This window comes from Halalkalibacillus sediminis, from assembly GCF_002844535.1.
Lineage (GTDB): Bacteria > Bacillota > Bacilli > Bacillales > Alkalibacillaceae > Halalkalibacillus_A > Halalkalibacillus_A sediminis.
Window position 1 is genome coordinate 23077 of the sequence record NZ_PJNH01000002.1, and the last position, 26234, is coordinate 49310.

Sequence of the window (26234 nt, forward strand, 5' to 3'; positions counted from 1 at the left end):
TTAAATAATTTTTAGGGAATGTCTGTTCACAAAAAAGAAGCAAACAACTTAATGTAAGTTTAAATATAATTTCCAGAAAATACAATACCATGACTTAAATGTTTATAACTATGGAATAATATAAATCACCTTAACTGATACTATATATAGTGTGTTTATGGAAAAAGTAGCACAATATATTGCGCTAATATTCAGAATTTTGTTATAATTAATAATAAGATCTTGTTGAAAGTAGGTGATTTATTTGTCAAAAAGAAAGATGGGTTGGTCAGAAAAGAAAATTGAACGTTATATAAGTGAAGGTAGAGGTCAGGGTGAATTAAAAGATTATAAACCGTGGCTAACAACACAAAGCTTTTCCACTAAAGGAAATAGCCCTCGATTGCATGGTTGGAAGACAGACAGGATGCATGAATACTTTTCAGACTTAGAAAAGTTTTATTTTTTCATCCTAGAATGGTCAGAAAAGGTAATAGATATAAGAGAACAATATCCAATCCTAGATAGAGCAATGACTGCTGATATTGCAGCAGAGTTAGGAGCAAAGCATCCATGTGATCATAGTACGGATTGTTTTATACCATTTACTACTGATTTTATGATAACTGTTGTTTCTAGAGGTAAGAAAACCTTTTTGGCTAGACAAGTAAAACCTAGTTCACAACTTGAAGACCCTAGGGTAATTGAGAAGTTTGAGATTGAGGCGGAGTATTGGTATCAGAAAGGTATAAATTGGGCAATTGTTACTGAAAAAGATATTTCAACCCCTTTAGCTAAGAACATTATGAATGTGCATAAATATTTTCATTTAGAAAACCAGGAGCACGAAGAGGATGCACAAAGACTTGTAAAATATTTAGTTGAAAAGAAAAACACTAATGGGTATTGGAATTTAATAGATTTAGCGGATCAATTTGATGAATTGAACAATTCTTCAATGGGAACATCACTTAATTACATACGACACTTGATCGCAACAAAGAAAATATCTATTGACATGTATAAGAACTTCGTTCCTAGAAACGTCCTGTTGGAGGAAGTTGAAATACCTGATCAAGTTTTATATAAGGGTGAAATAAATAATGGATTTATTAGTTAATGAAATTATAAGGGATAAAACAAATGAGATAAACTATAGAGTTCTTTGGATAGATAGCAATAATACTATTGGTTATGTAATTGATATAGATGCAAAAAATGCTCTACCTAGAAAGATTATAGTGGCTGAAATAATTCAAGGTATAATAACGGGTGATAATAGTAAGATTAGAGAAGATGAACATGCTAAAAAGCACATTTATAGAAACCCTTCTCAGAAAGATATAGAGAAGAAGGACAAAGCTTGGGAGGTTATTTCAGACATTATCTCTTTGGAACCAGACATATATTCAAGGAATAAAAGAGGTAAATATATAGATAGGGTTATTCAAAAACACGGAACAACCAAGGTAACTGTCTATAAATATTTAAGGAAATATTGGCAAAGGGGCAAAACCAAGGAGTGTTTACTACCTGACTATGACAATGTAGGTAGAAATACGCCTAAAGAGAATAGAAAAGGTGGTCGTCCTAATTCCAAAGGTTACAGAACCCGTAATATTGATGAACAAACCCAAGAGATATTCAAGAGAGCGTATAAAAAGTATTATTTGAACCACAAAAAGAATAGTTTATCGTACGCATATAAAATGATGATTAGAGAGTTTTATGCAATAGATATATATTTTAAAGATGGTCGTGAACATGTCATTTTAAACGACGAAGAAGAGCTGCCATCAATAAATCAGTTTCGTTATTGGTACCGTAATTTGATCTCACCAGATGAAGGTATTAAAAAGCGTGAAGGGTTCAAAGCATTTGAAAGAGATTCAAGAGCTTTGTTGGGATCTTCTACTTACGAAGTGTTTGGTCCTGGGTCTAAGTACCAAATAGATGCAACACCCTGTAATGTTTACCTAGTTTCTAGATACAATCAGGAATGGATTATTGGTCGGCCAGTTTTATATTTAGTAATAGATGTTTATAGTCGAATGATAGTAGGCATGTACGTTGGATTAGAGGGGCCATCCTGGATTGGTATGATGATGGCATTATATAATACAGCTTCAAATAAACAAGAATTTTGCGGAAAGTATGGAATCACTATAACCAAAGAGGACTGGCCCTCTCAAGGGTTACCAGAAACAATTGTGGGCGATAGAGGAGAGTTAGAAGGTCTAAATATAAATCAAGCAATTAATGGATTAAACATTAGTATTGAACTAAATCCAGCATATAGACCAGATTGGAAAGGGATTGTAGAAAAGCTACTTGATAAATCTCAATCGAATTTAAAGCCATTTTTACCGGGGTATGTTGATACGACTTATAGGGAAAGAGGCATGAGAGATTATAGAGTTGACGCAGCATTAACCATTGAAAAATACACAGAAATCATTATTCATTTTATTCTGCATCACAACAAGAATTTATATATGGCTAATTATACTAGAGATAATGAGATGATTCGTGATGAAGTTAAGCCTACACCACTAAATGTTTGGAGTTGGGGAATAAAGAATCGAACCGGTAAGTTAAAAGAAGTAGATGAAGATATATTAAAATTTTATTTGTTACCAACTCATACAGCTTCTGTGACAGCAAAAGGTATAAAATTTAAAAAGCTGTTATATAATTGTGCTTCAGCATTAAAACACTCTTGGTTTTCAAAGGCAAGACAAGATGGGACCTGGAAAGTTAAAATCTCTTATGATCCAAGAAACTTAGATCAAATTTTTATTCATAAAGATGACCCCAAATATCCATTTGAAGTTTGTAGCTTATTGGAGCATCAAGAAAGTTATAAAAGTAGAACATATGAAGAGATCCTTCAGCTTTTTGATAATGAAAAAGTCAATTACTCAAATTCAAAATTTGATATTTTACAAAACGAGGTAAATTTTATGGAGACTATAGAATCCATTGTACGAGAAGCAGAACAAAAGAAGAACGAATCAGAAAAGTATGCGCCTGTAAAATCGAATTCAGAAAAAACAAAAGGGATTCGAAGAAATAGAAAAATGGACAAATTGATGACTAGACAAGATGAATATTTTAAATTAAGTCAAGAAAATGAATTAAGTTCTGAACCTCCAAAACAGAATGAAAGTAAAAGCAATGTTGTTAAGTTGAATAATAAGCAACCTTCAGTAAAAGATCTGTATATGAAAAAAAGGATGAAACGAAAAAATGAGGAATAACGAAGATAATTTTATAAGGTTTAATAATGGGAAAATGGGGATAAAAGCTACGTATTTAAAACAGAACTTAACTGAATATCAAGGAAACCCCTTTATTGAGGCCCTCCCCCCTATTCTGTCTATTGAAGAAGCTTATGAGTTATTAAGTTATTATCCCCCTTATGATAATGAAGAGCGGAATTTACCCGTTCATCAGAGACTTCATGCGATCTTGCGCTTAAAAAGAGTATTTGAACCGCTTGAAAGAACTTTAGAATTGGAAAAGACATTCTCCAAGATAATTAGGCATAGTTATATTAATCGAAATCCTTTAGAAAAAGAACACATTGAAATTCTTAGTGAACTCTATAGTAAATTATCAACCGGATCCCAAGACTTAACATTGAATAGAGACCTCCGTCCAGCTTCGTTAAGTTTTTCTATTATTGGTTATCCCGGAGTTGGGAAATCTTCTTCAATTGAAATGATATTGGCGCTTTACCCACAGGTTATTGTTCATCGTGAGGGCCTTAATGTTATTCAAATAGTATGGATAAAATTAAACTGTCCTCATGATGGATCATTAAAAACCTTATGTATGTCATTCTTTCAGAAGATTGATGAATTAATTGGCTCTGATTATTTATATAAGTTTGGTCACAAGAGAAACTCTATTAGTTCAATGATAATACATATGGGTCATTTAGCGAAGCTGCACGGGATAAGTGTTATCGTAATAGATGAAATTCAGCATTTACTCACCTCTAAAGGTGACGTTCCTGAGCAAATGATGAATTTCTTTGTGACTATAGTTAATGAAATAGGTATATCAGTTGTTATAGTTGGAACAATGAAAGCTAAAGGGCTCTTACAGAAGGACTTTCGACAGGCTAGACGTTCAGCTGATGTTGGTAACATTGTATGGCAGCAAATGAATAGGGACGAAAACTGGGACGTCTTTATGATGAGTCTTTGGGAATATCAGTGGACTAAAAATGTTACACCTCTTACCGAGGATTTTTCCAAAATTCTATATGAAGAAAGCCAAGGAATAAAAGATATAGCTATTAAAATCTATATGATTGCCCAAACTAACGCAATAGTTACAGGCTTAGAAACAATTACCGAACCATTAATTAGAAGCATTATTAATAATGAATTAAGTATAGTTAAACCAATGATTGATGCTTTAAAAAAAGGTGACATAAATCGACTGTTGCTGTATGATGATTTAAATCCATTTGATGTTGAAAATTATATCAATGAACAAATTGAGTATGAAAACATCAAAGAAAAAATGAGAAGTAAAGCTATTGATGAACAAAAGAAAGTCCAAAACGAGAATCGTTCAATATCTGCTAAAGTAATAATGTCGCTTGTGAATTTGGGAATTGAGCCAGAAATTGCAGAACAAACAACTGAGTCAATAATTAAAAAGAAGAAAAACTATAAGGAAACTGAATTAATGCAGGTGGTTTTATCACAGGTTGAGAAAAAGAAAGAAGAAACACGAGAACCAACTAATAAAGATAAAAAGGGACTTGAATGCCGGTTGAAATCGGTTATAGAAAATGGGAGGAACCAGAAGCAAACTGCCTATGAATCATTGTTAGAAAAAGGGTATATAGCTTCTCCGAGTGAAGACTTTTTGTGAGGAGCTGAAACATTGTTAAGTCAATTTCCTACCATTTATGATGATGAGCTACTTTATAGTATATTGACTAGGTATCATATCATGAGTGGTAATACAGAAGTTAAAACTACACTTAAAGAATTGGTTGGAAAAAAGAAGGTCAAAGTATCTCCAGATTTGCCAACGGATTTGTCGTATTTATGGCAAGTCACATGTCATTTTAATATTTGGAAGAATACAAAACAGTTAGTGAAAAAGCATACATTCTTTAACTATTATCATGCTTTTAACAAATCTAAAGGTAAGAAAGTGATTAATTATCTAACGAACACAAAAGAATATCAAAATATCCATACGTCTTTTGGTCAAGTAGCCAATAGCATTAAAGATCATAAGAATTTGCAGTTATGTCCAGATTGTTTAAAGGAAGATTTAGAACAAAAAGGTGAGGCTTTTTGGAGATTAAGCTTTCAACTACCCAGCGTTAAAATTTGTTTAAAACATAGTAAGTCATTGTACTCAAGTTCAGTATTATTTAGGAATAAGGATTTTGAATTTTCTCAACTTCCTTCTCTTAATGATATCTATTATCTTGATGTTAAAGAATATAGTGGCACTGAGAAGATCCATTTGAAATATCTTGCAGAAGAGAGCCTCAAACTACTCAGTGGTAAGTATTCATTTGAAATTGGGACTATAGCTTTGATATACAAGAAATTATTATTCCTTCATGGGTATATAAGTCCTAAAGGGTTTGTTTATCAAGAGAAATTAGCTAAAGATTTTATTGATTTTTATGGTGAAGAATTCTTAGAACAATTACAGTCTAAAATAGAGCCTTATAAACAAACATGTTGGTTAAAAACTATTACACGGAAACATCGGAAAGCTTTTCATCCGCTTAGACACATGCTCCTTATAAACTTTTTTGGTGAAACTGTAAATTCAGTTTATAAAATGAATGAATTAAATTCAACACCATTTGGTCTCCCACCGTATCCTTGTTTAAATCCCGCATCAAACCATTATAAAGAATATAAAATAAATAATGTTTATGTTACACGCTGTTCCAAAACGGGGAATCCGATTGGCACATTTTCTTGCAATTGCGGTTTTGAATATTGTAGAAAAGGTCCAGATCAAGAGAAAGAAGATAAATTTAGAATAGGTCGAGTAAAGAAATATGGGGATGTGTGGATTAACGAAGTAAGAAGAAAAATATACAAAGATAGAATAAGCTATCGCCAATGTGCAAGGGATTTTAATGTAGATACGAACACTGTAATTAAATACGCATCTGAAAAAATAAGGTGTTCAAAAAACAATGATTTGAGCCAAATTAGAGATCTTAGTATTACGAAAAAGAGTGAATGGTTACAACTCATAAGTAAGCATCCTCTGAAAACTAAAACTGAATTAAGGAAGCTCAATCCTGCTTTGTATATATGGTTATATCGACATGAAAAGAATTGGTTCTTTAAGAACTCTACAACAGTGAAGAAAAGTCGCAAAAGTGTCGTTCGTGTCGAATGGGGACATAGAGACGAAGTTATGTCTAAAGAAGTGCCAACAATCATAACTCAACTTAAAAAAGATACCCCTCCCATTAGAATAACCAAGAGAAGAATTGGAATTGCTTTGGGAAATTTATCGTTAATAGAAAAGAAATTAGATTATTTACCGAGTCTTAAGAGAAAGATTGAAGAAAATAGTGAAAATATTAGAGATTTTCATTATAGAAAAATTACATGGGCAATTGATGAAATGATTAAGAGTGGCGAACCACTTAGGGTTTGGAAGGTTAGGAGGGTTGCAGGTATTAAAAATATGGATGAAGAATTACGCCACTATATATTCAATGAAATAAAAGAATTAATATAATTAAAAGGGGTAATTACACTATGATTACTTATTTCCCAGAACCTTATCCTGATGAGCTTTGGTATAGTGTTTTAGCAAGGTATAAAAAGCATATGGGAATAACAAAGAAAGTCCATCTTAATTCAGATCTTAAGAATATCAGTTCAGCTACAAATCGTTTGTTACCCCACAGGTTAGAATTAAACACATCAAAGTTATTACATTTCGACTTTATAGACAAGGAACAAATTATACTTAACCACACACTTTATAATATTTGCTCCTTCCTTGAAGAGGATGGAAATAAAAAGAGACTCAAGGAATTTTTGCTTGGAGAAAATAAAAAAATTCCGAGAGATTTTAATACATTAGGGAACAAGCTTCAATTTTGTGAATCATGTAAGAATGAAGATATTTATAAGTATGGTGAGGCATATTGGCATTGTACCCACCAACTGCCAGGCGTTGTTACGTGCTATAAGCATAGGAAGATACTGATCAAATCCAGTGTGAATACTTATGAAAAACATAATGACTTAATTGATATAAACGATGCTGAAATAGAAAATCCTATACCAAATCTTAATTCCAGACACATTGAGTTGTTACACAGAATAACAATTGAATTGATTAAGATGAACAGTTCTACATATCATATTGATTTTAATGACTATCAAGAAAAAATGTACTCTCTTTTCTATTCAAATGGTTATACTGACATGAACGGATATTATACATTTAAAGCTTTTAATGAAGATTTTTCCCGTATCTATTCTAATGAACTCATTCAATATTTAGAAAATAATATAAATGAGTCTAACTCCCCTTTATTTTCTGATTCTGAAAGAATGTTAAAAGCAAGAGAGCCTATATGTTTTGTCATGATATATTTATTTTTCGAGGAAAAGTTAGAAAGTATAGTCGATACTAAATTTACTTCCCCACTAGGTTCTAAGCCGTTTAAATGTAAGAGCCCATTTTGTAATGAGAAATGTTATAACTATGAATTCAATTATTTTAAATATGGCATTAGACTCAAAACCTTTTGTAGTTGTGGTTTTGTTATAGAGGAAACTTTTAAAAATAATAAAATTAGTAAGTTTGTAAACAGATATGGACTACATTATGGGGAATGTATGAAATATTTATTATTTGAGGAAAACCGTCCAGTTGATGAAATAAGTAAAATAATAGATGCACATCCATTAGAGGTTGAAAAGTTTCTAATGAGAGAATTAGTAGGTTTGTTTAGCCATGAGGAAACACTTTACTATGAGAGAAAGTGGGAAGAATTAATAGAACAATACCCCGGAGCCCCTAAAGCTGAACTTAAGCATCATGATTTCAAGCTATATGCTTATAAGTACAAGCATTCTAATTTAAGAAAATTTGATTGGTATAGGGACTTAGAAACAAATAGTATTGATATTGATTGGGATGAGCGAGATCGGTTGGTATTTGATTATGTGAAGAATGAATTTGACCCTGCTATAATTAATTTAGTTAAAGACGATTTATTCCTAACTTGTTACGATCTATATATAGAACTTGACTATTTAAAATTAACAGGTGACTTCTTCAAGGGAAGAAGTGATAAAAAGATGGATGAAGCAATGGACAGGATGGACAAAAATATGGATATTTATAAAGGGTGAAGTTAGGCTTTTAAATGCTAGTCTGCTGTCTGCTATTAAAGATTGTTTACTTCTTTTGATTAACCTTTGAATAATGGTTTAAGTAAGTTTAATTAGGAATGTATTAAAATCAATATTTTAGCACTTGTTAAAGTATATGACTTAATTATTCATTAACAGGTTTTGTGTGGAGTGACTAAGGAGTCGTATAATTTACAAAAAGGTTATATAATCAAAGACATAAAAATATTGTGGTAAAATATAGAAATAAACGGTGTGATTAATTGTCACCGTTTTTTTTTTTCGGAAAATTCACCTTTGGTATTATATTTGGATAGCTACTTGTATAAAAAATGGTATATATGGAAATTTATTGTTCGTAATTCCACCTTAACCTAGTAGAGTCTATGGTATAATGAAAAAGAACGCTTGTTCTTAATTTAGAATAAACATACAGGAGGGATTAAACTGAACTTTACTAGAGAAGACATAGACAATATTGAATCTGATGTCATCAACAAGTTCTTCAAACAAACCTTACCTAAACAAGGGTACTCCATTCGAGAACCACAACTTACATATGCTCAAAAAATATTACATACATTAAAAAAACAAGAAAATAAGTCACTTGTTATAGAGGCTGGTGTTGGAACAGGTAAATCCTTTGGCTATTTAGTTCCTCTACTTCACTTGCAAAATGAAGCACAACGCAGATTTAAATTTTCAATCGTTCTTTCCACTGCCACTATTTCCTTGCAGGAACAATTGATTAAAGACATCTATCAAGTAAGTAAGTTAATGAACTACCCTGTCCATCCAGTTCTCGCTAAAGGTCGATCTCATTTCCTTTGTTTAGATAGATTACATACTCATTACAATAATAATCCACCTAGTTGGGTGAAAGACTTAGAAGGTCTTAATGGGGATCGTTCAGAACTAGTTGAAAGCTTTCCTGAACTAGATGAAAAATGGGAAAAAGTAAATGTAAAAAAATGCAAACATAGAAATTGTGCATTCTATGAAATGTGTGATTTTATTCATTTAAGGAATAACATCGCACAAGGAAATTCTGTTATCGTTACTAATCACGACCAATTAATTGCAAATGAAAAATTAAAAATGCAAGATCGAAGGCCATTGTTCCCAGTTGATACTGAGATAATTGTAATTGATGAAGCACATAATTTAGAGGAAAAAGCGCGTTCTTCTTTAACAGAAAGTTGGAAAAAAAGTAAATTAATCTATCTCTTAAAGGTATTGGATCGTTTTCTGAGGCGTTCTCCTAGGTACAATGAAACTCGAAAGCAAAAAGATAAAATAGAAACCGAACTTAATAAGTTCTTTCAAGAATTACTAAATCAATGTGTTTCTCAACAAAGCTCTCATTTAAAAGCTGGTTTAGAAACCAATCGATATGAAATAAATCCCGAAGCAATAACCAATTTAATAGCCCTTAAAAAAGAGTTAAACGACTACAATATCTCTGCTCAATTATTAGATACTACAAGTGAGGAACTTGAAGCTAGTACTACCGCAATAGAAGAATTCTTAACTTTTATAGAGATATTAAAGCAAAATGAACATCATATTATTTGGATTGAACAAGTAGGTAAATTAAACTCACACAACATAACAATTAACTCTGTTCCGAAGAATGTAAATGAAGAAATTGCGAATTATTTCTTTGAAGAGGATAAACCCAATACTATACTTACTTCTGCCACTATGTCCACAGAAGGGAATGACAACTACGATAGATATGATTACTTAGTTAATTCAACTGGATTAGATTTTCTAAAGTACAGTCAACTTGAACTTGCAAATCCACTTAAATCTCCTTTTGATTATGATGCGCATTCCTTAATCTATATACCAGATCATCTACCGAAACCTATACACCAAAATTATGAGACCTTTAGGGAAAAAGCCATCCAGGAAATTTTATTACTAATTCAATTAACTGAGGGAAGGACGATGATTCTTTTCACTTCCAAAGAAGATATGAACTTTGTCTATAAAAAATTAGTAGATGAACAATTACCTTGGACCATTTTTGTTCAGCAAGATGGCAGTTCACAGAATAAAACGAAGACTGCTTTCCAAGAAGATGAGCATTCCATCTTATTATCTTCCGGAATATATTGGGAAGGGATAGACATTCCAGGTCAATCCTTAAGTAACTTAATTGTATTTAAACTTCCCTTTCCTGTTCCAGATCCTATTTTAAATTATAAAATGTCTTTGTTCGATTCAGACGGGTTTGATAAAGTTATGGTTCCAGAAATGATAACCAAACTTAGACAAGGTGTGGGTCGGCTTATACGTAAGGAATCGGATAAAGGAATTATTGCCATCCTAGATAGCCGATTGAGCAAACAGGCAAATAATCAGTATCGTGTTCCTGTACTTAACTCTTTACCTATTCGAAACGTAACAGAAGATTTTGAAGAAGTTCAAATATTTACGAAGAGACTTTTTCAAACTCAATTCATTAAATAAGTGACTCCTTTTTATATAAAGTCGCTGTTAAAGTTTAATGTTGTTACAAATATTTCTTATAAAATTAGTTTAGAACTTAATTATTACAATTAAAAATAAATGAAAAGCAAATTTAAATTCTAGTATACAACTTAATTGTATTTGAAATTACAAGAAGTCAACAAATAGAGCGTTTTTGAGTATATAACTTAATTGTTATGCAACAACAATCATTGTAGAGTGACAAGCGGGTCGTATAATCAAAGAGACAAATAGAAATAAACCGGTGGCATTAATTTGTCACCGTTTATTTTTTCGAAAAAATCAGTATTGTAATTAATACTTATAATTTAATACTTTTTGGTACTCCGTTAATGAATTAAATATTTTCTCCAATTCCTCTTTTCTTTCTTTGTGTAATTTTTCTTTGTTAACATAATCAATTCTGTAATATATACCCTGATCTACAAAGTAAATAGTAGAATAATTTTCTGTCTCTGTGTAGTATCCCTTCGTTTTATTATCAATATTTTTGTTTTTACTTAAATCGTAATCTTTATGAGGGAAGTTCCCGAAAATCATTTCTATACGTTCATTTGGATCACTTCTATTGTCTAATCTTAAATCACTTTCTATTTTTCCTTCTCTTTTAAAATAATTAATCCCACTAGTTTTAAACGCATCATGCCTTTCGTTAAATGGAAAATATTCAGGAACTTTGGCTGTGAATGGAAGAGCATCTAACGTTAACTTTGTTGTAGGTACAATGTGTTTTACATCCCCATATTTCACAAGGTAATCCATGTTTATCTTGTTTTTAGTTTCAGCAGTAGATTGTCAATTTGTGATTGCAAAAGCAATGAATAAGAATAATGCCACAATAATTAGTTTTCTCATTTAATCGTCCTCCTATAATATTTTTGGTTTGTATTATTTTGTTCAACTTTTTATTTTATATAAAAAGGGTATTTTAATTTCTTGTTGGACATGTAAATATATAGGTTAATACTAAGGTACCAATCGAAATAAAAGGTAAATATTTTTTCGCTTTTTTGACCTCCTATATTTCACAAAATAAATGGGAGCGAACTCCTCATTGAAGCTTGCTCCCATTAGTTATAAAAAATTCTCTTTTCATTCACTTCTAGCTAGTTTATTTTTGGTTTTGCGAATTTCAATAAAGTTGTAAACCGAGTAAGATATTATTAAAATTACCCCGATTATGAATGCAATAAGAAAACCTGCCATCCCTTGCATCCCAACCCAGCCAATCGTAAAGGTGAGGAAAATTAGCATATAACAACAACCAGCCACTATAATTGCAATGGGCACATTAAAAGGAAATATTCTTTTCCACCCTAAAGCCAAAAATGAAGAAATCAAAAGTATTATAATTGCTATGATGGTATGAAGTGATCCCCAACGGAACCCCGGACGAGACTGTGTTGCTTCACCATAAGTAGTGTCTGCTGTGCTATATAGGTCGTATAGTGTGAATGCTAATGTAACTACGCCTAAGAATAAAAGAATTGAGAATATTGTCCAGTTAATTTTTTTGAAATTTTCTTGATTTTTCATTTTGTATTACTCCCTTCAAAGAGTGAATCACTAACTTGTTTCCTATGTAACTTTCTAATTGTTTAAAAGATTAATTTAACTTATTTTACCATATTTTTTGATTTCTAACTTAATGATACGGAAAATGGAACTAATTATTCCGCCTTATAAAAATGAAGTATGATAATATTTAATTTAGAATGTGCATCGCTTGTTCAGATTGGTAGAGAAGTTTTAAATGGAAAGAGGTAAATGAAAATGAAATGTGCTTGGCCAGGAAATAATCATCTTATGGAAATGTATCATGATAATGAATGGTGTGTTCCTTCTACTGACGACAATTATATATTTGAAATGTTGACATTGGAAGGTGCACAGGCAGGGTTATCATGGAGTATTGTGTTGTCTAAGCGAGAAGCTTATCAAACAGCTTTTCGTAATTTTAATATTAGTTATTGCAAGAAATTAACGGATGAAGATTTACAGAATGTAAAAGAGCAACATAATGTCATTAAACATTTTGCGAAGCTTCAATCCGTTAGAAGTAATGCACAAGCAGTAACTGAAGTCCAAAAAGAATTTGAAAGCTTTTCTTCATTTTTATGGAGTTATGTTGACTACAAGCCAATTATTAATCATTGGACTTCTGATAAGCAAATTCCTACTCAAACATCACTATCTGAACAGCTTAGTAAGGATTTGAAAAAAAGAGGATTTAAATTTGTTGGCCCCGTAACAATGTACTCCTTTATGCAAGCGATCGGCATGGTGGATGATCACATAATAAGCTGTCTTCTCACTCGTCAAATACAAGAAGCGAGAATTAAGATTAATTTTAAAAGGTAGTTATGTTATTGGAGGAGGAACTGTAATGAACTCTGTTTCAAAGAAAAGATTGAAAGCATATTTGATTGATGTAGCTGTTTCAAGTGCTTTGACTGCTGGTGTTGAGTATTTATTACGAAAAAAAGTGAAAAATGAATCTCTTCACAATCTAGTAACTCCGACCGTAGTCATGTGGACGCTTGAGTATGTACAATTGCGTGGATGTGGACAAACGATTGGTTACAAAAAAAAGGGTTTGGTACTTGAGGGTGAGGAAGAATCCAAGTTAACTTCTAGTCAAATCATTAAGCGAATGGGTTATAGGGATACATTAAGCACTTTGAATTATTTAAAAAGCCCTAAAAAGTTCGAAGGCAATGATGGATCATCATTTCCCCATGATCGCTTTTCAAGTACTGTAGTGAAGGAGATATAATGTTGAAAGAAAGATGGTGATTTTCATGCTTTAAATCGGGGCTATTCAATTGCAGTTGTTACTTCTGATGCCGACAATCGCCATCGACACCACTTAAATCTATTCACAATTAATCAAAAGGGAGAGGTAGAAAGACTTCTGCAAATAGGAGCTTCAATGGTTGATTGGGATTATGAAGATGATGCAGATTAAGTAGTCCTAGCTGACCCTGATGGAAATAAATTCTGTGTTGTTTCAACACAAACTGGCTAAATTTCTGATGTTCAAATTTAAGAGATGCATTAAAGTCATTGGAATATACTTTCACCATTATCATCAAGAATATCAACTTCATTTGAGTAGCCAAAATTCTTTAATAATCCATGGTTCTTTTTAAAGATATGTTCAACCATTTCTCTCATTTCAGTTGCTTTTTCAACATTTTTCGAGTTTGATCTAACTAGTGTAGTTGGTATTGTAATTCCTTTAGAAGCACTGTATTCCAAATCCTTCTCTGATTCTAAAAACACCTCATAATTTTGTAATTCATTACTTATTTCTCTCAATATTTGATTAAGTTCTTTTGATTCTTTCTGCTTAATATTATCAACTGGGGTTTCAGCTTGTTCGGGATCTACTATCTCTTGAGAATTAAGAGCAATAGTAAAAGTAATGACAAAAAAGGTAATCAACAGCAAGCCTAATAGAATTTTTTTCATATACATACCTCCTAGTTGAATGGTATGTCCATTACCTGCACGTTATAATATTTCGTGGATGGGATTTTGTTATAATAGGAAAAAATGGGAAAGGAGGATGCAGGATGGATAATGAACAGCCCATTCCCGATTTCTCTCCTCATCCTTTCGCAGAATGGTTTATTATCATTGTGTTAGTTGTACCGTTAATCGCTCTATTGATTTGGATGATTAAAGAACCTGAAGAAGGCTACTTATTTGGTAAACGCTGGATGTTTAGAAGTGAACCGGAGCTTTCAGAAGATGGAGTGTTTTTCACCCGATTGAGTTCTATTATAGCGTTGGCTATAATCCTATTGATATTGTTGGTATTTATTTTTCGTTAAGTAATTTCTCTCGTAATCCTAGATAACTATAACTCCAAACGCAATTGCCCTAATTCATTTACGAATTAGGGCGCAACTATTATAAGCTGATTCTATCTATTTACTCAGCCGTAAAGTTATCTTCAACTTCCCAACCGTAATTTTCAACAACACTTTTAATAGTGTAGGCTGTATCTGTATCCTCTGTCTTGTAGGGGATTGTGACGGACTTTTCATCATTTTTGAATGTATAAGATAACACACGATAATCGTCTTCTTTGACTACCCTAGAAACTTCTTCTACCTCAGTCCAAGCTATACTCGTTTCAGATACAGTCCAGAAGGAATTACTATGAGCTCCATTTTCATCTAAATAGTAATAATGATAAATAGATAAAACGAACATTAAGAAGCCAAATAACAAAAAAGCAAAGTGAAGGGCAGTTAGTTTATATTTTTTTCCTTTCTTTTCAGCATGTCTCTTCGTTAATAAAAATGAGAAGAGAACAAGTGCAATCCAAACCATCCCTACTCCAAAACTAAAGTAAGTGGAGGTAAGGCGTACAAATGATAAATGATCATATGAAAAGAAAAGCATATCTTGTATAAACATAACTGCAGGGAAAGGAATAAAGATCGAGGAGACTAACAAAATGAGTCCCGTCGAAACGATATAAGGCATAAGCCTGTCAGAATCCATCTTATGTATGTTAAACATATCTGATAACCCCTTTTAAACATGAGTTTTAATAGTAATCTACAGTACGAATTTTCAATGGAAATAGTTTCAATTCAAGCACTAATAATCAAATTGTAAAGAGTTATGGGGAAGGGTAGTTTTGGATAATTAGAGTTTTAGTTGGATTTAAAAATGAAATTGTGTAAGAATACGAATAATCAGAGTGGGCACCGTAAATTCAAAGCTTTATTAGATATATCACGTACATTCCACGGTAGGATAAATTTCATATTATTCTAATCAAGAGGGGCGATAGTTTATGAAAGCTGTTAAAGTGACAGGATATGGTGGGGTAGATAAGTTAGAAATCGTTCAACAGGCTATTCCAGAACCTAAAGACAATGAAGTGCTGGTTAAAGTAAAGGCTTGTTCCATAAATAATACTGAAATTTGGATGAGGGAAGGTGCATACGGCACTGGTTCAAAGTCTGGATGGCGACCAGAAGGAGTACAATTTCCTCGAACCCCCGGTTCTGATATTACAGGTAGAATAGTAAAGGTAGGAAAATCAGTAGAGGAGTCTATGCTTGAAAAAAATGTTGTCCTCTTCCCGTTTACATCAAGTGGAGAGAAAGGATTAGAACATATTTCAGAAGATATGTCTTTTATCGGTTCAGAGTATGATGGAGGATACGCGGAATATGTGGTGTGGCCTGCTCACCTTTGTTTTGATATGCCCCTTTCCGATTACATTGAAAGTGCTGTCTTTAGTGTTAGCGGCTTGACAGCATGGCATATGGTAGAACAAATTCAAGTTCAACCTGAAGAGACGATTGTGGTAACAGGTGCAAATGGTGGTGTAGGGTCGTTAAATATACAAATTGCCTCTAAAGTATTTGGAGCTACGGTCATAGCGATTGTCGGCGACTTAAGTTTGGAAGAAAAATTAAAGGAACTGGGAGCAACACATGTATTGTCATATAAATCGGATAATCTTGCTGAAGAAATAATAGCGGTGAATAACGGTCCGATTGACTCGGTATTAGATGTTGTAGGAGATGCTTTATTTTCAACATCTCTACAAGTACTGAAGAAAGGCGGGAAATTCTGTACATCTGGATCTGCTGGTGGTCAGAAGACAGAACTTGATTTTAGAACGTTGTACTTGAAACACATCACTCTTTATGGCTCTGTGTTGGGCACGATGGAAGAATTTAAACGTTTGCTCCAATCTATTTCTGAAGGTAAAATCAAACCAGTAATTGATTGCACTTTTCCTTTAGAAAAAGCGAGGGAAGCTCAAGTTTATTTTAAAAAAGCAGGAAAGTTAGGGAAGGTTGTCTTGCTTCCTGAAGAATGAATATGACTTAAATCATTTCCTATTTTATACGAACCTTAAATGTTCTTTCTTCATCGGTAGACTTTTCTTTCGATGATAATTGATCTTCCTTTAAAATATCTCTGATCTCAGTTAATACTTCACGGTTAGGGTGGGGAGTCTCTTGTAATGGTACACTCTCACTACCCCTTAAATAATTAAATAGCTTTATAAAAAGATAGATAGAAAATGTAATTACAAAGAAATCCACTGCCGTTTGAAAAAATGAACCGTACCTAATAATGACCCCATCAATATTTAATACGAGAAATTTGATGCTTGTCCCACCAACCAACACCCCAAATATGGGCATAATAATGTCATTGACTAATGAATCGACAATTTTGCTGAAAGCTGTTCCAATTACAACAGCAATAGCCACTTCAAACACATTTCCTCGCAATGCAAATTTTTTAAATTCATTCCACATAGAATCAACCCTTGTTTATCGCTATTACTGAATCTTATTCAAAGGAAGTGGTACATATTAAAATCTTCGAAATAAAATTGCCAGTCGAACAATAATGAAATGGTTAATGCTTTAATGGAAAAGATAAGAAAATAAGCGACTCTTTTGAGTCGCTTATTTTCTTATTGATACGTATCACACTTTTTTCCTCACTCATTAATCTAAGAACCTGGGAACAAGAAAAGGGGCTAAACCGTTACTCCGCCAGAATATTAAAGTAGGGTAATTTCACGACTCTCACACTTTTCTCCACGACAGGTTTAGAGGTTCATTTTAATTAACCAGCCATGTTTCGGCATTCCTGCGCACATTCGCGACAAATTTGTGCGCATTCTTTACAATGTTCATCTTGCATATTTTCACATTCAGTTGCACATTGTTCACAAATCTGGGCGCACAGACTACAAAGATTCGCCGAAAAAGAACTATTACGAGACATATAGTGTGAAGCCTGGCCACAGATTTCAGCACAATCTCTTAATGTTTGAATACATTTGACTCTAGCCTGTACATCCGGTTCTTGAAGACAAGCAGTAAAACATTCTTCACAAGCTCTTAAACATTTCAGACAAGCCTCAATACAGCTATCCATAGTAGTAGGTGATGTTGATAATACTCCCATTGTAAAATCCTCCTTTTATTTGAATCTGCGATTATCTTTCCCGAAACTCTTCAATATATGAGCTGACTAATTGATTAAATATCACACTTTCTTCATATTTTTTGGGTATAACCAAGATAGAAGGGGGTTAGAAAGTTGAAGAAAAAAATTATAGGTTCAGTGATAATTTTATTGCTTTTAGTTTTGGGATACAGTAGTTATGAATGGATTTATAATAATGGGGCTGACGGTGAACCAGAATTAGTCAATGGAGAAGAGAGCATTGAAGAATTATATAATGATGATTTTAGTGATAAAAATATAACAGAGTATGACCTAACGGCTGAAGAAGTTGAATGGTCACTAGAAAAGGGTGAAAGTGTTAATGCTTGGACTTTTAACGGTACAGTACCTGGTGAACCCCTTCGAGTAACGGAAGGAGATGTCTTAAAGGTCAACTTAAAAAATAACTTAGATGTTCCGGTCACGATTCATTGGCACGGTGTTATCTTACCTAATGTAATGGATGGTGTACCTGACTTAACTCAAGAGGCTGTTCAACCAGGTGAGACGTTTACTTATCAATTTGAAGCAAAGGACCCTGGGACATATTGGTATCACTCACATGAACATAGTTCTCTACAAGTGGACAAGGGATTATATGGTTCATTAGTAGTTGAAGAACGGGATCAAAAGAACGATTATAACAATGAACAAATACTAATTTTAGATGAATGGGCAACCGATGGAGATCGAGAAAGCTTAACTAACATGCCTGGAACGATGATGGGGGCTATGAGTGGGGATGGAGAAGCCGATACAAAAGAAATGTACGATACTTACACAGTTAACGGAAAATCAGGAAATAGTATAGAACCTATAATCATAGGGGAAAGTGAAAAAACACGTATTAGAATTATTAATGCTGGTTATCAAGTACAAAAATTAAATTTCCCAAAGGGTTCAGTAAAAGTCATTGCTTATGATGCGGCGGATACAATAGACAGCAACAATGAAGCGAATATTATAGAAGTTGCACCTGGGGAAAGAGTTGATTTAGAAGTAAGAAACAACCAATCTGAACCTTGGTTGATATCAAATCTTACTTCAATAAATAAAGGTGTGAATGCCAATATACCGGTAATTACAGATAAAGATGTTGATTACGCAAACCTTGAACCTAATCAAGCTGACGAAGGTAAGGTTATCGATGGGGCGACTATTGGCAACCAGGATCTTATATTTGAAGATACTCCTGACGAAGTTGATGTTAGTTATGAAATGGATTTAAGTATGGGAATGCAGATGGGAGAGGGTATGACATTTCAAATCAATGATAATGAGTACCCTAATACCCCACCTATTAAAGTAGAAGATGGGGACATAGTTAAAGTTGAAATTAAAAATAATGGTCGTTTAAATCACCCTATGCATTTACACGGTCATCGATTTCAAGTTGTTTCAAAAAACGGAAGGAAGTTTGAAGAACCAATGGTTAAGGACTTAATTCACGTTAAACCTGGAGAAACTTTTGAAATTTACTTTAAAGCTGATAATAAAGGTGAATGGCTATTCCATTGTCACGATAATAATCATGCAGATCTTGGCATGATGACCATCGTAGATTATAAAGGGGTATTCTCACCATATGCTAAATAACTCTAACTAGGAGGGAAATTCAATGATGAATGGTGGTATGGGAGGCAACTTATTTGGAAATTTTATATTTAGCTTCATTATGATTATTATCGTTGTCTTAGTCGTAGCAGTTTTAGTTTGGATGTTTAGAAAACCAAATAACCAAAATAATAATAGTTTAAGTTCACATCACCCTGAAGATTCATTAGAAATATTAAAGTCGCGCCTAGCCAAAGGCGAAATTTCTGAAGAAGAATACGAACGGTTAAAAAATAAACTAAGAAGTTAAAATGAGGCTGACCTCAAATGTTAAGCCCTTTTGACTTAGGTAAAAATTATTAGTAAGACTGAAGTGATTATGTGTTTTAACTTTAAATATAAGAATGAATCAATAAAAAAACTCCTCTTCCTTATCAGAAGGTTAAGAGGAGTTTGTTTCTTATGAGTAGCAATTAACTAGATGACCATTTTTTACTTTTACTTGTGAATGGTCTGTTTCAACTGCCTTTTTTGGCTTCAACAATTCTTTTTGATAGCGGTGTCTATTCGCTTCTTCTCGAAGTGAGCTGTGACGGTCTTGCACCATCGATTGTAAAACAAGTTCGTTTTGAAACATGAGTAGTTCCTCCTTTTTTAGAATTTTCATTTTATTTCGGAATCCGTTATATTTTTGGCACCTTTGCTATTGTAACCGATTTGTATGTAATGTAAACAGTATTTTGCTCATCTCATACTTGGGTCGGAGTTCTGTGTGTCACAATTTGGTAAATTTTTTCTGATGGGGCGATCCTTTTCATTAAAAGTAAATGATTTTTGAAACTGCTTCACTTTTCTTTATGTACTTTGAATTCCCCTCATGACTGTGAAAAGTTTATAAAACAAAAAAACACCTATAGGGCTTTAATTAGCCCGATAGGTGTTTTCGTGTCTACTATTATTCTACATCGAAACGGTCGTTGTCCATGACTTTCACCCATGCTTTGATGAAGTCGTTGACGAATTTCTCATCGTTGTCGTCTTGTGCATATACTTCTGACATTGCACGAAGGACAGAGTGTGAACCAAAGATCAGGTCCACGCGTGTTGCTGTGCGCTTTACTTCGCCTGTCTGGCGGTCGCGTGCTTCATATACGCCGCCTTCAAGTGGTGTCCACTCAACATTCATGTCGAGCAGGTTGACGAAAAAGTCGTTCGTCAACTGGCCGGCACGATCAGTAAATACACCGTGTGGCGCGCCTTTGTAGTTCGCACCAAGTACACGCATACCACCGACAAGAACGGTCATTTCGTGTGCAGTCAAGCCAAGCAATTGTGCTTTATCCACCATCATTTCTTCCGGACTTACCGCAAATTCTTTTTGCTGATAGTTACGGAATGCGTCTGCTTTTGGCTCAAGCACTTCGAAGTTTTCTTCGTCTGTTTGTTCTTGCGTTGCATCGCCGCGTCCTTGTGTGAACGGTACATGAGCAGCATATCCAGCGTCTTTTGCAGCTTTTTCAATCGCTGCGCTACCGCCAAGAACGATTAAGTCAGCCATACTGACGTCCTTGTGGAAGTCGTTTTTCACGCCTTCAAGCGCAGATAAAACTTTGTTCAGCTCTTCTGGTTCGTTTACTTCCCAGTCTTTCTGTGGAGATAGGCGTATGCGGCCGCCATTTGCACCACCGCGCATGTCAGATCCGCGGAATGTGTAGGCAGATGCCCATGCCACTTTGACTAGCTCACTGACTGAAAGGTCGGTATCTAAAATTTTCGCTTTAAGATCTTCAATTTCTTGATCTGTTAATTCGTAATTCACTTTTGGAACAGGGTCTTGCCAGATGAAGTCTTCTTCAGGTACGTCTGGTCCTAAGTAGCGATCTTTAGGTCCCATGTCTCGGTGGAGAAGCTTAAACCATGCACGAGCGAACGCATCTTTAAATTCATCTGGGTTCTCGTGGAAACGACGAGCAATTTTTGCGAAATCAGGATCTTCACGAATCCCCATGTCCGCTGTTGTCATCATTGTTTTTACTTTCTTAGAAGAATCTCCCGCATCTGGTGCAAGGTGATCTTCATCAGGGTCCACTGGTTCCCACTGATATGCGCCAGCAGGGCTCTTCGTCAGCTTCCATTCATAGCCGAGTAGCATATCGAAGTAGGTCATATCCCATTTCGTTGGTGTTGGCGTCCAGGCACCTTCAATTCCGCTTGTAATCGTGTAAGGGCCATTTCCTGTTTCATAAGAGCTCTTCCAACCTAAGCCTTGTGCTTCGATCGGAGCGGCTTCAGGTTCATCCTCAACAAGTGAAGCGTCACCAGCTCCGTGAGATTTACCAAATGTGTGCCCGCCTGCAGTAAGCGCAACGGTTTCTTCATCGGTCATTCCCATACGACGGAAAGTATCGCGAATATCATGTGCACTTCCAAGTGGATCAGGTTCACCATCTGGACCTTCTGGATTTACATAAATTAAGCCCATTTGAACAGCAGCAAGAGGATTTTCAAGTTCTCTTTCGCCTTTGTAACGCTTGTTTCCTAACCATTCGGTTTCAGGACCCCAGTTGACATCTTCTTCTGGGTGCCAGATGTCTTCACGTCCAGCACCGAAGCCGATCGTTTTTCCACCCATGGATTCGATTGCAACATTACCCGCTAGAACGAGTAAGTCTGCCCATGAGATTTTGTTTCCGTATTTCTGTTTGATTGGCCATAGCAGACGACGAGCTTTGTCTAAGTTTCCGTTATCTGGCCAGCTGTTGAGTGGAGCGAAACGTTGAGAACCGCTTCCGCCACCTCCGCGGCCATCTTGGATACGATAAGTACCCGCAGCGTGCCAGGACATACGGATGAAAAACGGCCCGTAATGGCCATAGTCCGCAGGCCACCAATCCTGGCTGTCGGTCATCAGTTCATGCAAATCTTTCTTTAAAGCGTCAAAATCTAATTTCTGAAACTCTTCTTTATAATCAAAGTCTTCCCCCAGAGGGTTTGTTTTTGTATCATGTTGATGTAGAATGTCCAAGTTTAGTAGACTTGGCCACCAGTCACGGTTAGTGGTGCCTCTAGAAGAAGGCCCAGGCATTTCTTGATGGGTCACTGGACATTTGTCCATGTTCTGTTGATCTGTCATATCAATCATTTTCCCCTTTCCGTTTTTAAAGTCTAAGTATCAAATGAGTGTGTCTCTAATAAAAATATAATTATCTCAGAGACAATATTCATTCTTACTTTATAATTATAATAAATAATACCTCAAACTAAAAGAAATATGCTGTAGCCTTTTGTTTCATATTTAAATATAATAGCTATGCAGTTTACTCCTAAGCATGAAAGGCCTAATTTCCGTGTTGATATAATCTTCTCCATTTTAGAACACTTACTAGACTTCAATATTAACACAATATTCAAATAACTTCAGAAGATATAAAAGAGACGACCAATAATGTGGCCGTCCTTAATTGAAGGTGGTTATTATAGTTTCTTCACAATCAATACCTTCAAATAATTACTCTGCTTATATTGCTTATTGGTCTTGAAGTCCTGGGGCAGAGAATACTCTTCAAGTATTTGATATTTTTCCCCTGATTCTTTGAAGCCTTTATCTACAAGCTTTTTGAATTGGTTCATGTCAAAGGAAGCGGTGTTTGTAGATGCCACGATGACACCATTCTTTTCTGTAATATCTAACGTATCTTTGATTAAACCTGGATAATCCTTTGCGGTGGAAAAGGTCCTTTTCTTTGAACGAGCAAAACTCGGCGGATCCAAAACGACCATATCAAATTTCTTCTCTTTTCGTTTAGCATATTTGAAATAGTCGAACACATCCATCACATAAATATCCTGTTGTTCAAAGTCGATTCCATTAATACTGAACTGTTCGATCGTTTTACTTTTACTTCGCTTCGCCAAGTCGACGCTCGTTGTTTTCGATGCTCTTCCAAGAGCAGCCGCAACAGAAAACGCACCAGTATAGGAGAAGGTGTTCAATACATGTTTTCCTCGTGCATATTTATCACGAATGACACGTCTTACATCACGTTGGTCCAGGAATATTCCCGTCATGGCGCCGTCGTTTAAATAAACCGCAAAATTCATGCCGTTTTCTTTAACGATCAGTGGGAACTCTCCACGTGTACCTTGGACAAAATCGTCATCATCAATATATTTACCCTTTGTATCGAAGCGCTTCTTTTCATAAATGGCTTTATAATCAATGACTTCTTCTAAAGCACTGATCACCTGCTGTTTATATGAATAGATCCCCTCGCTATACCAATTGATCACATAATATCCGTCGAAGTATTCAATCGTCAGTCCACCAATACCGTCACCTTCTCCATTAAAAATCCGGAAAGTGTTGGTGTACTTGTCATTGAAGAAGGGTTGCCTTTTATTGATGGCGGTTAGAATTCTATTTTTAAAGAAGCTTGTATCAATTTTCTCCGATTCGTTGTAAGTCAACACCCATCCAAGTCCTTTATTTTGCTCACCGTAATACCCTTTTGCTACGAACTGATGGTTTGCATCGACTAGATGAATGATTTCTCCTTCTTCTGAAAGCACCTCAGGGTTCAAGATTGCTTCTTTTCGTATCAAAGGAAATTTATTTTGATATTGTCGTATGAACTTTGTGTTTAGTATTAATTCAACCATGTAATGATTCATCTCCATTTCTAACCCATTATCGCATAAGAATGGTGAAAATAAAAAACATCATTAATTAAGAGTGCATCTAATCTTTATCAAATATTGTGTTTTGTGATATTAGGGGTTATAGCTATGTTAAGATAAATATAAAATTTTTAGAGAAGTTCATCTACAATCAATTATAGTGAAAGTGGATTGGGGGTTTACCGGTGGATAGAAATGAAGAACTGTATCTTATTAAATCCATTGCTGAGATGCTAAATAGAGAGACCAGTATGAAATCTATGCTTCAGCAAGTTTTGAATCAAGTACTAGAACTCACGAACTTACATACGGGGTGGATATTTTTATTCGATGAACAAGCAGGTTTTGAGTTAGCTGCTTTTTCTAATCTACCACCAGCGCTTGATTACCAAGATAGAAAATATATGTGTGACGGCAAGTGTCGTTGTATTAACCGTTACCAAAGTGGAATGTTGAAAAAGGCGACTAACATCATTAATTGTGAGCGTATTGAAAAGGCCATCAACGAAAAAAGGGGAGAGACTGAAGGGATTACGCACCATGCCTCAATACCGATTCAATCAGGAGATACGATTTACGGGTTACTTAATGTAGCCTCTCCATATAAAGAGAATTTTAATGAAGATGAACTGTATATTCTTGAATTGATCGCTCTTCAAATTGGCACAGCGTGTGAACGGATTCGTCTATCTGAACACGAACAGTCTATGCATATCCTCGAAGAGAGAAATCGCCTAGCAAGAGACTTACATGATTCTGTAAATCAACATTTATTTTCAATTATGTATACAGCTAAAGGCACCACCAAGGCGACGGAGAATGAAGAAGTTTTAAGCTCGCTTGAAGAGATTTATCAATCTTCTAAAGAATCACTTGCTGAAATGAAGGACCTGATCTGGCAATTGAGAACAGATAATATTGAAGAGGGATTGAGTAATCGTTTCGAAAACTATGCCAAACGATTAAGAATTCCTATTACTTGTGAAATTAGAGTACAAGATCTACCTAGCAATGTAGAAACTACCTTTTGGAAAATAGGTCAAGAAGCGTTGAATAATATTTCTAAGCATTCAGATGCGACAGAGACTAATGTGATAATAGACCAGAGCGATCGGAATTCATATACATTAGAAGTGATTGATAACGGTCGTGGATTTGACTTGAATGAAGTTTCAGGCCAGGGGATGGGTTTGACAAGTATGCAGGAGAGAGCCAAATTAGTAGGTGGAGAATGTCGAATTACAAGCATTAATAAAAAAGGAACAACCGTAAGTGTGGAAATCCCGATGAAAGAAGGTAAGGCTAATGAGTGAACCAGTTAAACTAATGATAGTGGATGATCATCATGTAGTCCGTCAAGGTCTGGCTTTTTACTTTACGAAAGATAAGCAATTTGAAGTGGTGGCTGAGGGCAGTAATGGATTAGAGGCACTTTCATTTTTAGAAAAAGGTCTAGAAGTTGATGTGATTTTACTTGATTTATCTATGCCTGAAATGGATGGAGTGGAAGCAACAAAGGAAATTAAGCATAGATATCCTCATCAAAAGATTCTCATTCTAACGAGTTTTGGAGATCAAGATAATGTAATTTCTGCTGTGAGGGCCGGAGCAGATGGCTATTGCTTGAAAGACACTGAGCCCGAAGAATTAATATCAGCGATTCAAAAAGTTTTCAAAGGTGATAAGAATATTGACCCCAAAGTGGCAAACCACTTATTTCAACATGTAAATAATGAAGAGTCTGAGGATTCAAAAGCAATACAGGAGCTTACGAAGCGTGAAAGAGAAGTGTTGGTTGAAATAGCTAAAGGTAAAAACAATAAAGAGATTGCGGAATCCTTATTTGTAACCGAAAAGACGATAAAAACACATATTTCAAATCTGTTCTCTAAGCTTCCTGTCAGCGATCGGACACAGGCTGCACTTTTTGCGGTCAAAAATAAGATAGCTAACGACTAGATAAGAAAGCATCTGAAAAATTCAGGTGCTTTTTATTTATTCACCTTTCTAAGACCCTGGTATGAAAAAAGATGATAAATACTACTTAGCACTTTTCAAACCACCCTCCGATGTTAGCCAGCCGAGAATCTTTTAGACTCAGTATTAGTTACAAAAAATATAGGAGGGTAA

General features: G+C 34.6%; 23 protein-coding genes. 14 read left to right on the forward strand and 9 right to left on the reverse strand.

Annotated features, from left to right (window positions below):
- The first annotated feature begins 235 nt into the window (after positions 1-235).
- The 6 genes from CEY16_RS06390 to CEY16_RS06415 all read left to right on the forward strand — a co-directional run bounded on the left by CEY16_RS06390 (position 236) and on the right by CEY16_RS06415 (position 10844).
- Complete coding sequence (locus CEY16_RS06390; protein WP_238378782.1) at positions 236-1099, forward strand: TnsA endonuclease N-terminal domain-containing protein; 864 nt, start codon at positions 236-238, stop codon at positions 1097-1099.
- Positions 1083-3239 (forward strand): Mu transposase C-terminal domain-containing protein, encoded by a 2157-nt coding sequence (locus CEY16_RS06395; protein WP_238378783.1) that lies wholly within the window; start codon positions 1083-1085, stop codon positions 3237-3239. Before CEY16_RS06390 ends, CEY16_RS06395 begins: the two co-directional genes overlap by 17 nt.
- Complete coding sequence (locus CEY16_RS06400) at positions 3229-4872, forward strand: ATP-binding protein (protein ID WP_238378784.1); 1644 nt, start codon at positions 3229-3231, stop codon at positions 4870-4872. Before CEY16_RS06395 ends, CEY16_RS06400 begins: the two co-directional genes overlap by 11 nt.
- Positions 4873-4884: 12 nt before the next feature.
- On the forward strand, positions 4885-6732 hold the full coding sequence (locus tag CEY16_RS06405; protein WP_101331174.1) for a TnsD family Tn7-like transposition protein: 1848 nt from the start codon (positions 4885-4887) through the stop codon (positions 6730-6732).
- 20 nt (positions 6733-6752) lie between these two features.
- Complete coding sequence (locus CEY16_RS06410; protein WP_101331175.1) at positions 6753-8366, forward strand: TnsD family Tn7-like transposition protein; 1614 nt, start codon at positions 6753-6755, stop codon at positions 8364-8366.
- Positions 8367-9110: 744 nt separating this feature from the next.
- The gene (locus CEY16_RS06415) at positions 9111-10844 is read left to right on the forward strand and encodes a helicase C-terminal domain-containing protein (protein ID WP_143484595.1); all 1734 of its coding nucleotides are present in this window, start codon (positions 9111-9113) and stop codon (positions 10842-10844) included.
- Positions 10845-11159: 315 nt separating this feature from the next.
- Here CEY16_RS06415 and CEY16_RS06420 read toward each other — a convergent pair whose 3' ends face one another.
- Together CEY16_RS06420 and CEY16_RS06425 are read right to left on the reverse strand one after the other, a co-directional pair.
- Positions 11160-11615 (reverse strand): hypothetical protein, encoded by a 456-nt coding sequence (locus CEY16_RS06420; RefSeq protein WP_143484596.1) that lies wholly within the window; start codon positions 11613-11615, stop codon positions 11160-11162.
- A 342-nt stretch (positions 11616-11957) separates the two neighbouring features.
- Positions 11958-12401 (reverse strand): RND transporter, encoded by a 444-nt coding sequence (locus tag CEY16_RS06425; RefSeq protein ID WP_101331178.1) that lies wholly within the window; start codon positions 12399-12401, stop codon positions 11958-11960.
- Between the two features lie 231 nt (positions 12402-12632).
- Between CEY16_RS06425 and CEY16_RS06430 the strand changes: the two genes are divergently transcribed.
- A complete protein-coding gene (locus CEY16_RS06430) occupies positions 12633-13226 on the forward strand; it encodes a DNA-3-methyladenine glycosylase I (protein ID WP_202908610.1) in 594 nt (197 codons plus the stop codon).
- Positions 13227-13251: 25 nt separating this feature from the next.
- Positions 13252-13641 carry an RDD family protein gene (locus CEY16_RS06435; RefSeq protein WP_101331180.1) on the forward strand — a complete coding sequence of 130 codons (390 nt, stop codon included), beginning with the start codon at positions 13252-13254 and terminating at the stop codon, positions 13639-13641.
- A gap of 287 nt (positions 13642-13928) precedes the next feature.
- Here CEY16_RS06435 and CEY16_RS06440 read toward each other — a convergent pair whose 3' ends face one another.
- Complete coding sequence (locus CEY16_RS06440) at positions 13929-14339, reverse strand: hypothetical protein (RefSeq protein WP_101331181.1); 411 nt, start codon at positions 14337-14339, stop codon at positions 13929-13931.
- A 104-nt stretch (positions 14340-14443) separates the two neighbouring features.
- Between CEY16_RS06440 and CEY16_RS06445 the strand changes: the two genes are divergently transcribed.
- Positions 14444-14704: a DUF6199 family natural product biosynthesis protein gene (locus tag CEY16_RS06445; protein ID WP_101331182.1), complete on the forward strand. Its 261-nt coding sequence runs from the start codon at positions 14444-14446 to the stop codon at positions 14702-14704.
- Positions 14705-14804: 100 nt separating this feature from the next.
- On the opposite strand, the gene CEY16_RS06450 is transcribed toward CEY16_RS06445, so the two are convergent.
- On the reverse strand, positions 14805-15401 hold the full coding sequence (locus CEY16_RS06450) for a hypothetical protein (RefSeq protein ID WP_238378785.1): 597 nt from the start codon (positions 15399-15401) through the stop codon (positions 14805-14807).
- A gap of 280 nt (positions 15402-15681) precedes the next feature.
- Here CEY16_RS06450 and CEY16_RS06455 point away from each other — a divergent pair, with 280 nt between their 5' ends.
- Positions 15682-16722 (forward strand): zinc-binding dehydrogenase, encoded by a 1041-nt coding sequence (locus CEY16_RS06455; RefSeq protein ID WP_101331183.1) that lies wholly within the window; start codon positions 15682-15684, stop codon positions 16720-16722.
- A 19-nt stretch (positions 16723-16741) separates the two neighbouring features.
- Here CEY16_RS06455 and mscL read toward each other — a convergent pair whose 3' ends face one another.
- Positions 16742-17170: a large conductance mechanosensitive channel protein MscL gene (gene mscL / locus CEY16_RS06460; RefSeq protein ID WP_101331184.1), complete on the reverse strand. Its 429-nt coding sequence runs from the start codon at positions 17168-17170 to the stop codon at positions 16742-16744.
- Positions 17171-17486: 316 nt separating this feature from the next.
- Complete coding sequence (locus CEY16_RS06465; RefSeq protein ID WP_101331185.1) at positions 17487-17831, reverse strand: four-helix bundle copper-binding protein; 345 nt, start codon at positions 17829-17831, stop codon at positions 17487-17489.
- 135 nt (positions 17832-17966) lie between these two features.
- On the opposite strand from CEY16_RS06465, the gene CEY16_RS06470 reads away from it, so the two are divergent.
- Together CEY16_RS06470 and CEY16_RS06475 are read left to right on the forward strand one after the other, a co-directional pair.
- Entirely contained in the window at positions 17967-19469 is a 1503-nt protein-coding gene (locus tag CEY16_RS06470; protein ID WP_101331186.1) for a multicopper oxidase family protein, read from the forward strand.
- A gap of 22 nt (positions 19470-19491) precedes the next feature.
- Positions 19492-19737, forward strand: coding sequence for an SHOCT domain-containing protein (locus tag CEY16_RS06475; RefSeq protein ID WP_101331187.1), 246 nt, complete (start codon positions 19492-19494; stop codon positions 19735-19737).
- Positions 19738-19887: 150 nt separating this feature from the next.
- Here CEY16_RS06475 and CEY16_RS15180 read toward each other — a convergent pair whose 3' ends face one another.
- From CEY16_RS15180 to CEY16_RS06485, 3 genes are all read right to left on the reverse strand, one after another.
- Complete coding sequence (locus CEY16_RS15180) at positions 19888-20064, reverse strand: hypothetical protein (RefSeq protein ID WP_162297878.1); 177 nt, start codon at positions 20062-20064, stop codon at positions 19888-19890.
- Positions 20065-20382: 318 nt separating this feature from the next.
- On the reverse strand, positions 20383-22560 hold the full coding sequence (gene katG, locus CEY16_RS06480) for a catalase/peroxidase HPI (protein WP_101331188.1): 2178 nt from the start codon (positions 22558-22560) through the stop codon (positions 20383-20385).
- 341 nt (positions 22561-22901) lie between these two features.
- Positions 22902-24086 (reverse strand): class I SAM-dependent rRNA methyltransferase, encoded by a 1185-nt coding sequence (locus tag CEY16_RS06485; RefSeq protein ID WP_101331189.1) that lies wholly within the window; start codon positions 24084-24086, stop codon positions 22902-22904.
- Positions 24087-24289: 203 nt separating this feature from the next.
- On the opposite strand from CEY16_RS06485, the gene CEY16_RS06490 reads away from it, so the two are divergent.
- Together CEY16_RS06490 and CEY16_RS06495 are read left to right on the forward strand one after the other, a co-directional pair.
- Positions 24290-25417: a GAF domain-containing sensor histidine kinase gene (locus tag CEY16_RS06490; protein WP_101331190.1), complete on the forward strand. Its 1128-nt coding sequence runs from the start codon at positions 24290-24292 to the stop codon at positions 25415-25417.
- A complete protein-coding gene (locus tag CEY16_RS06495) occupies positions 25410-26063 on the forward strand; it encodes a response regulator (protein ID WP_101331191.1) in 654 nt (217 codons plus the stop codon). The genes CEY16_RS06490 and CEY16_RS06495 overlap by 8 nt, the downstream gene beginning before the upstream one ends.
- Positions 26064-26234 lie beyond the last annotated feature (171 nt).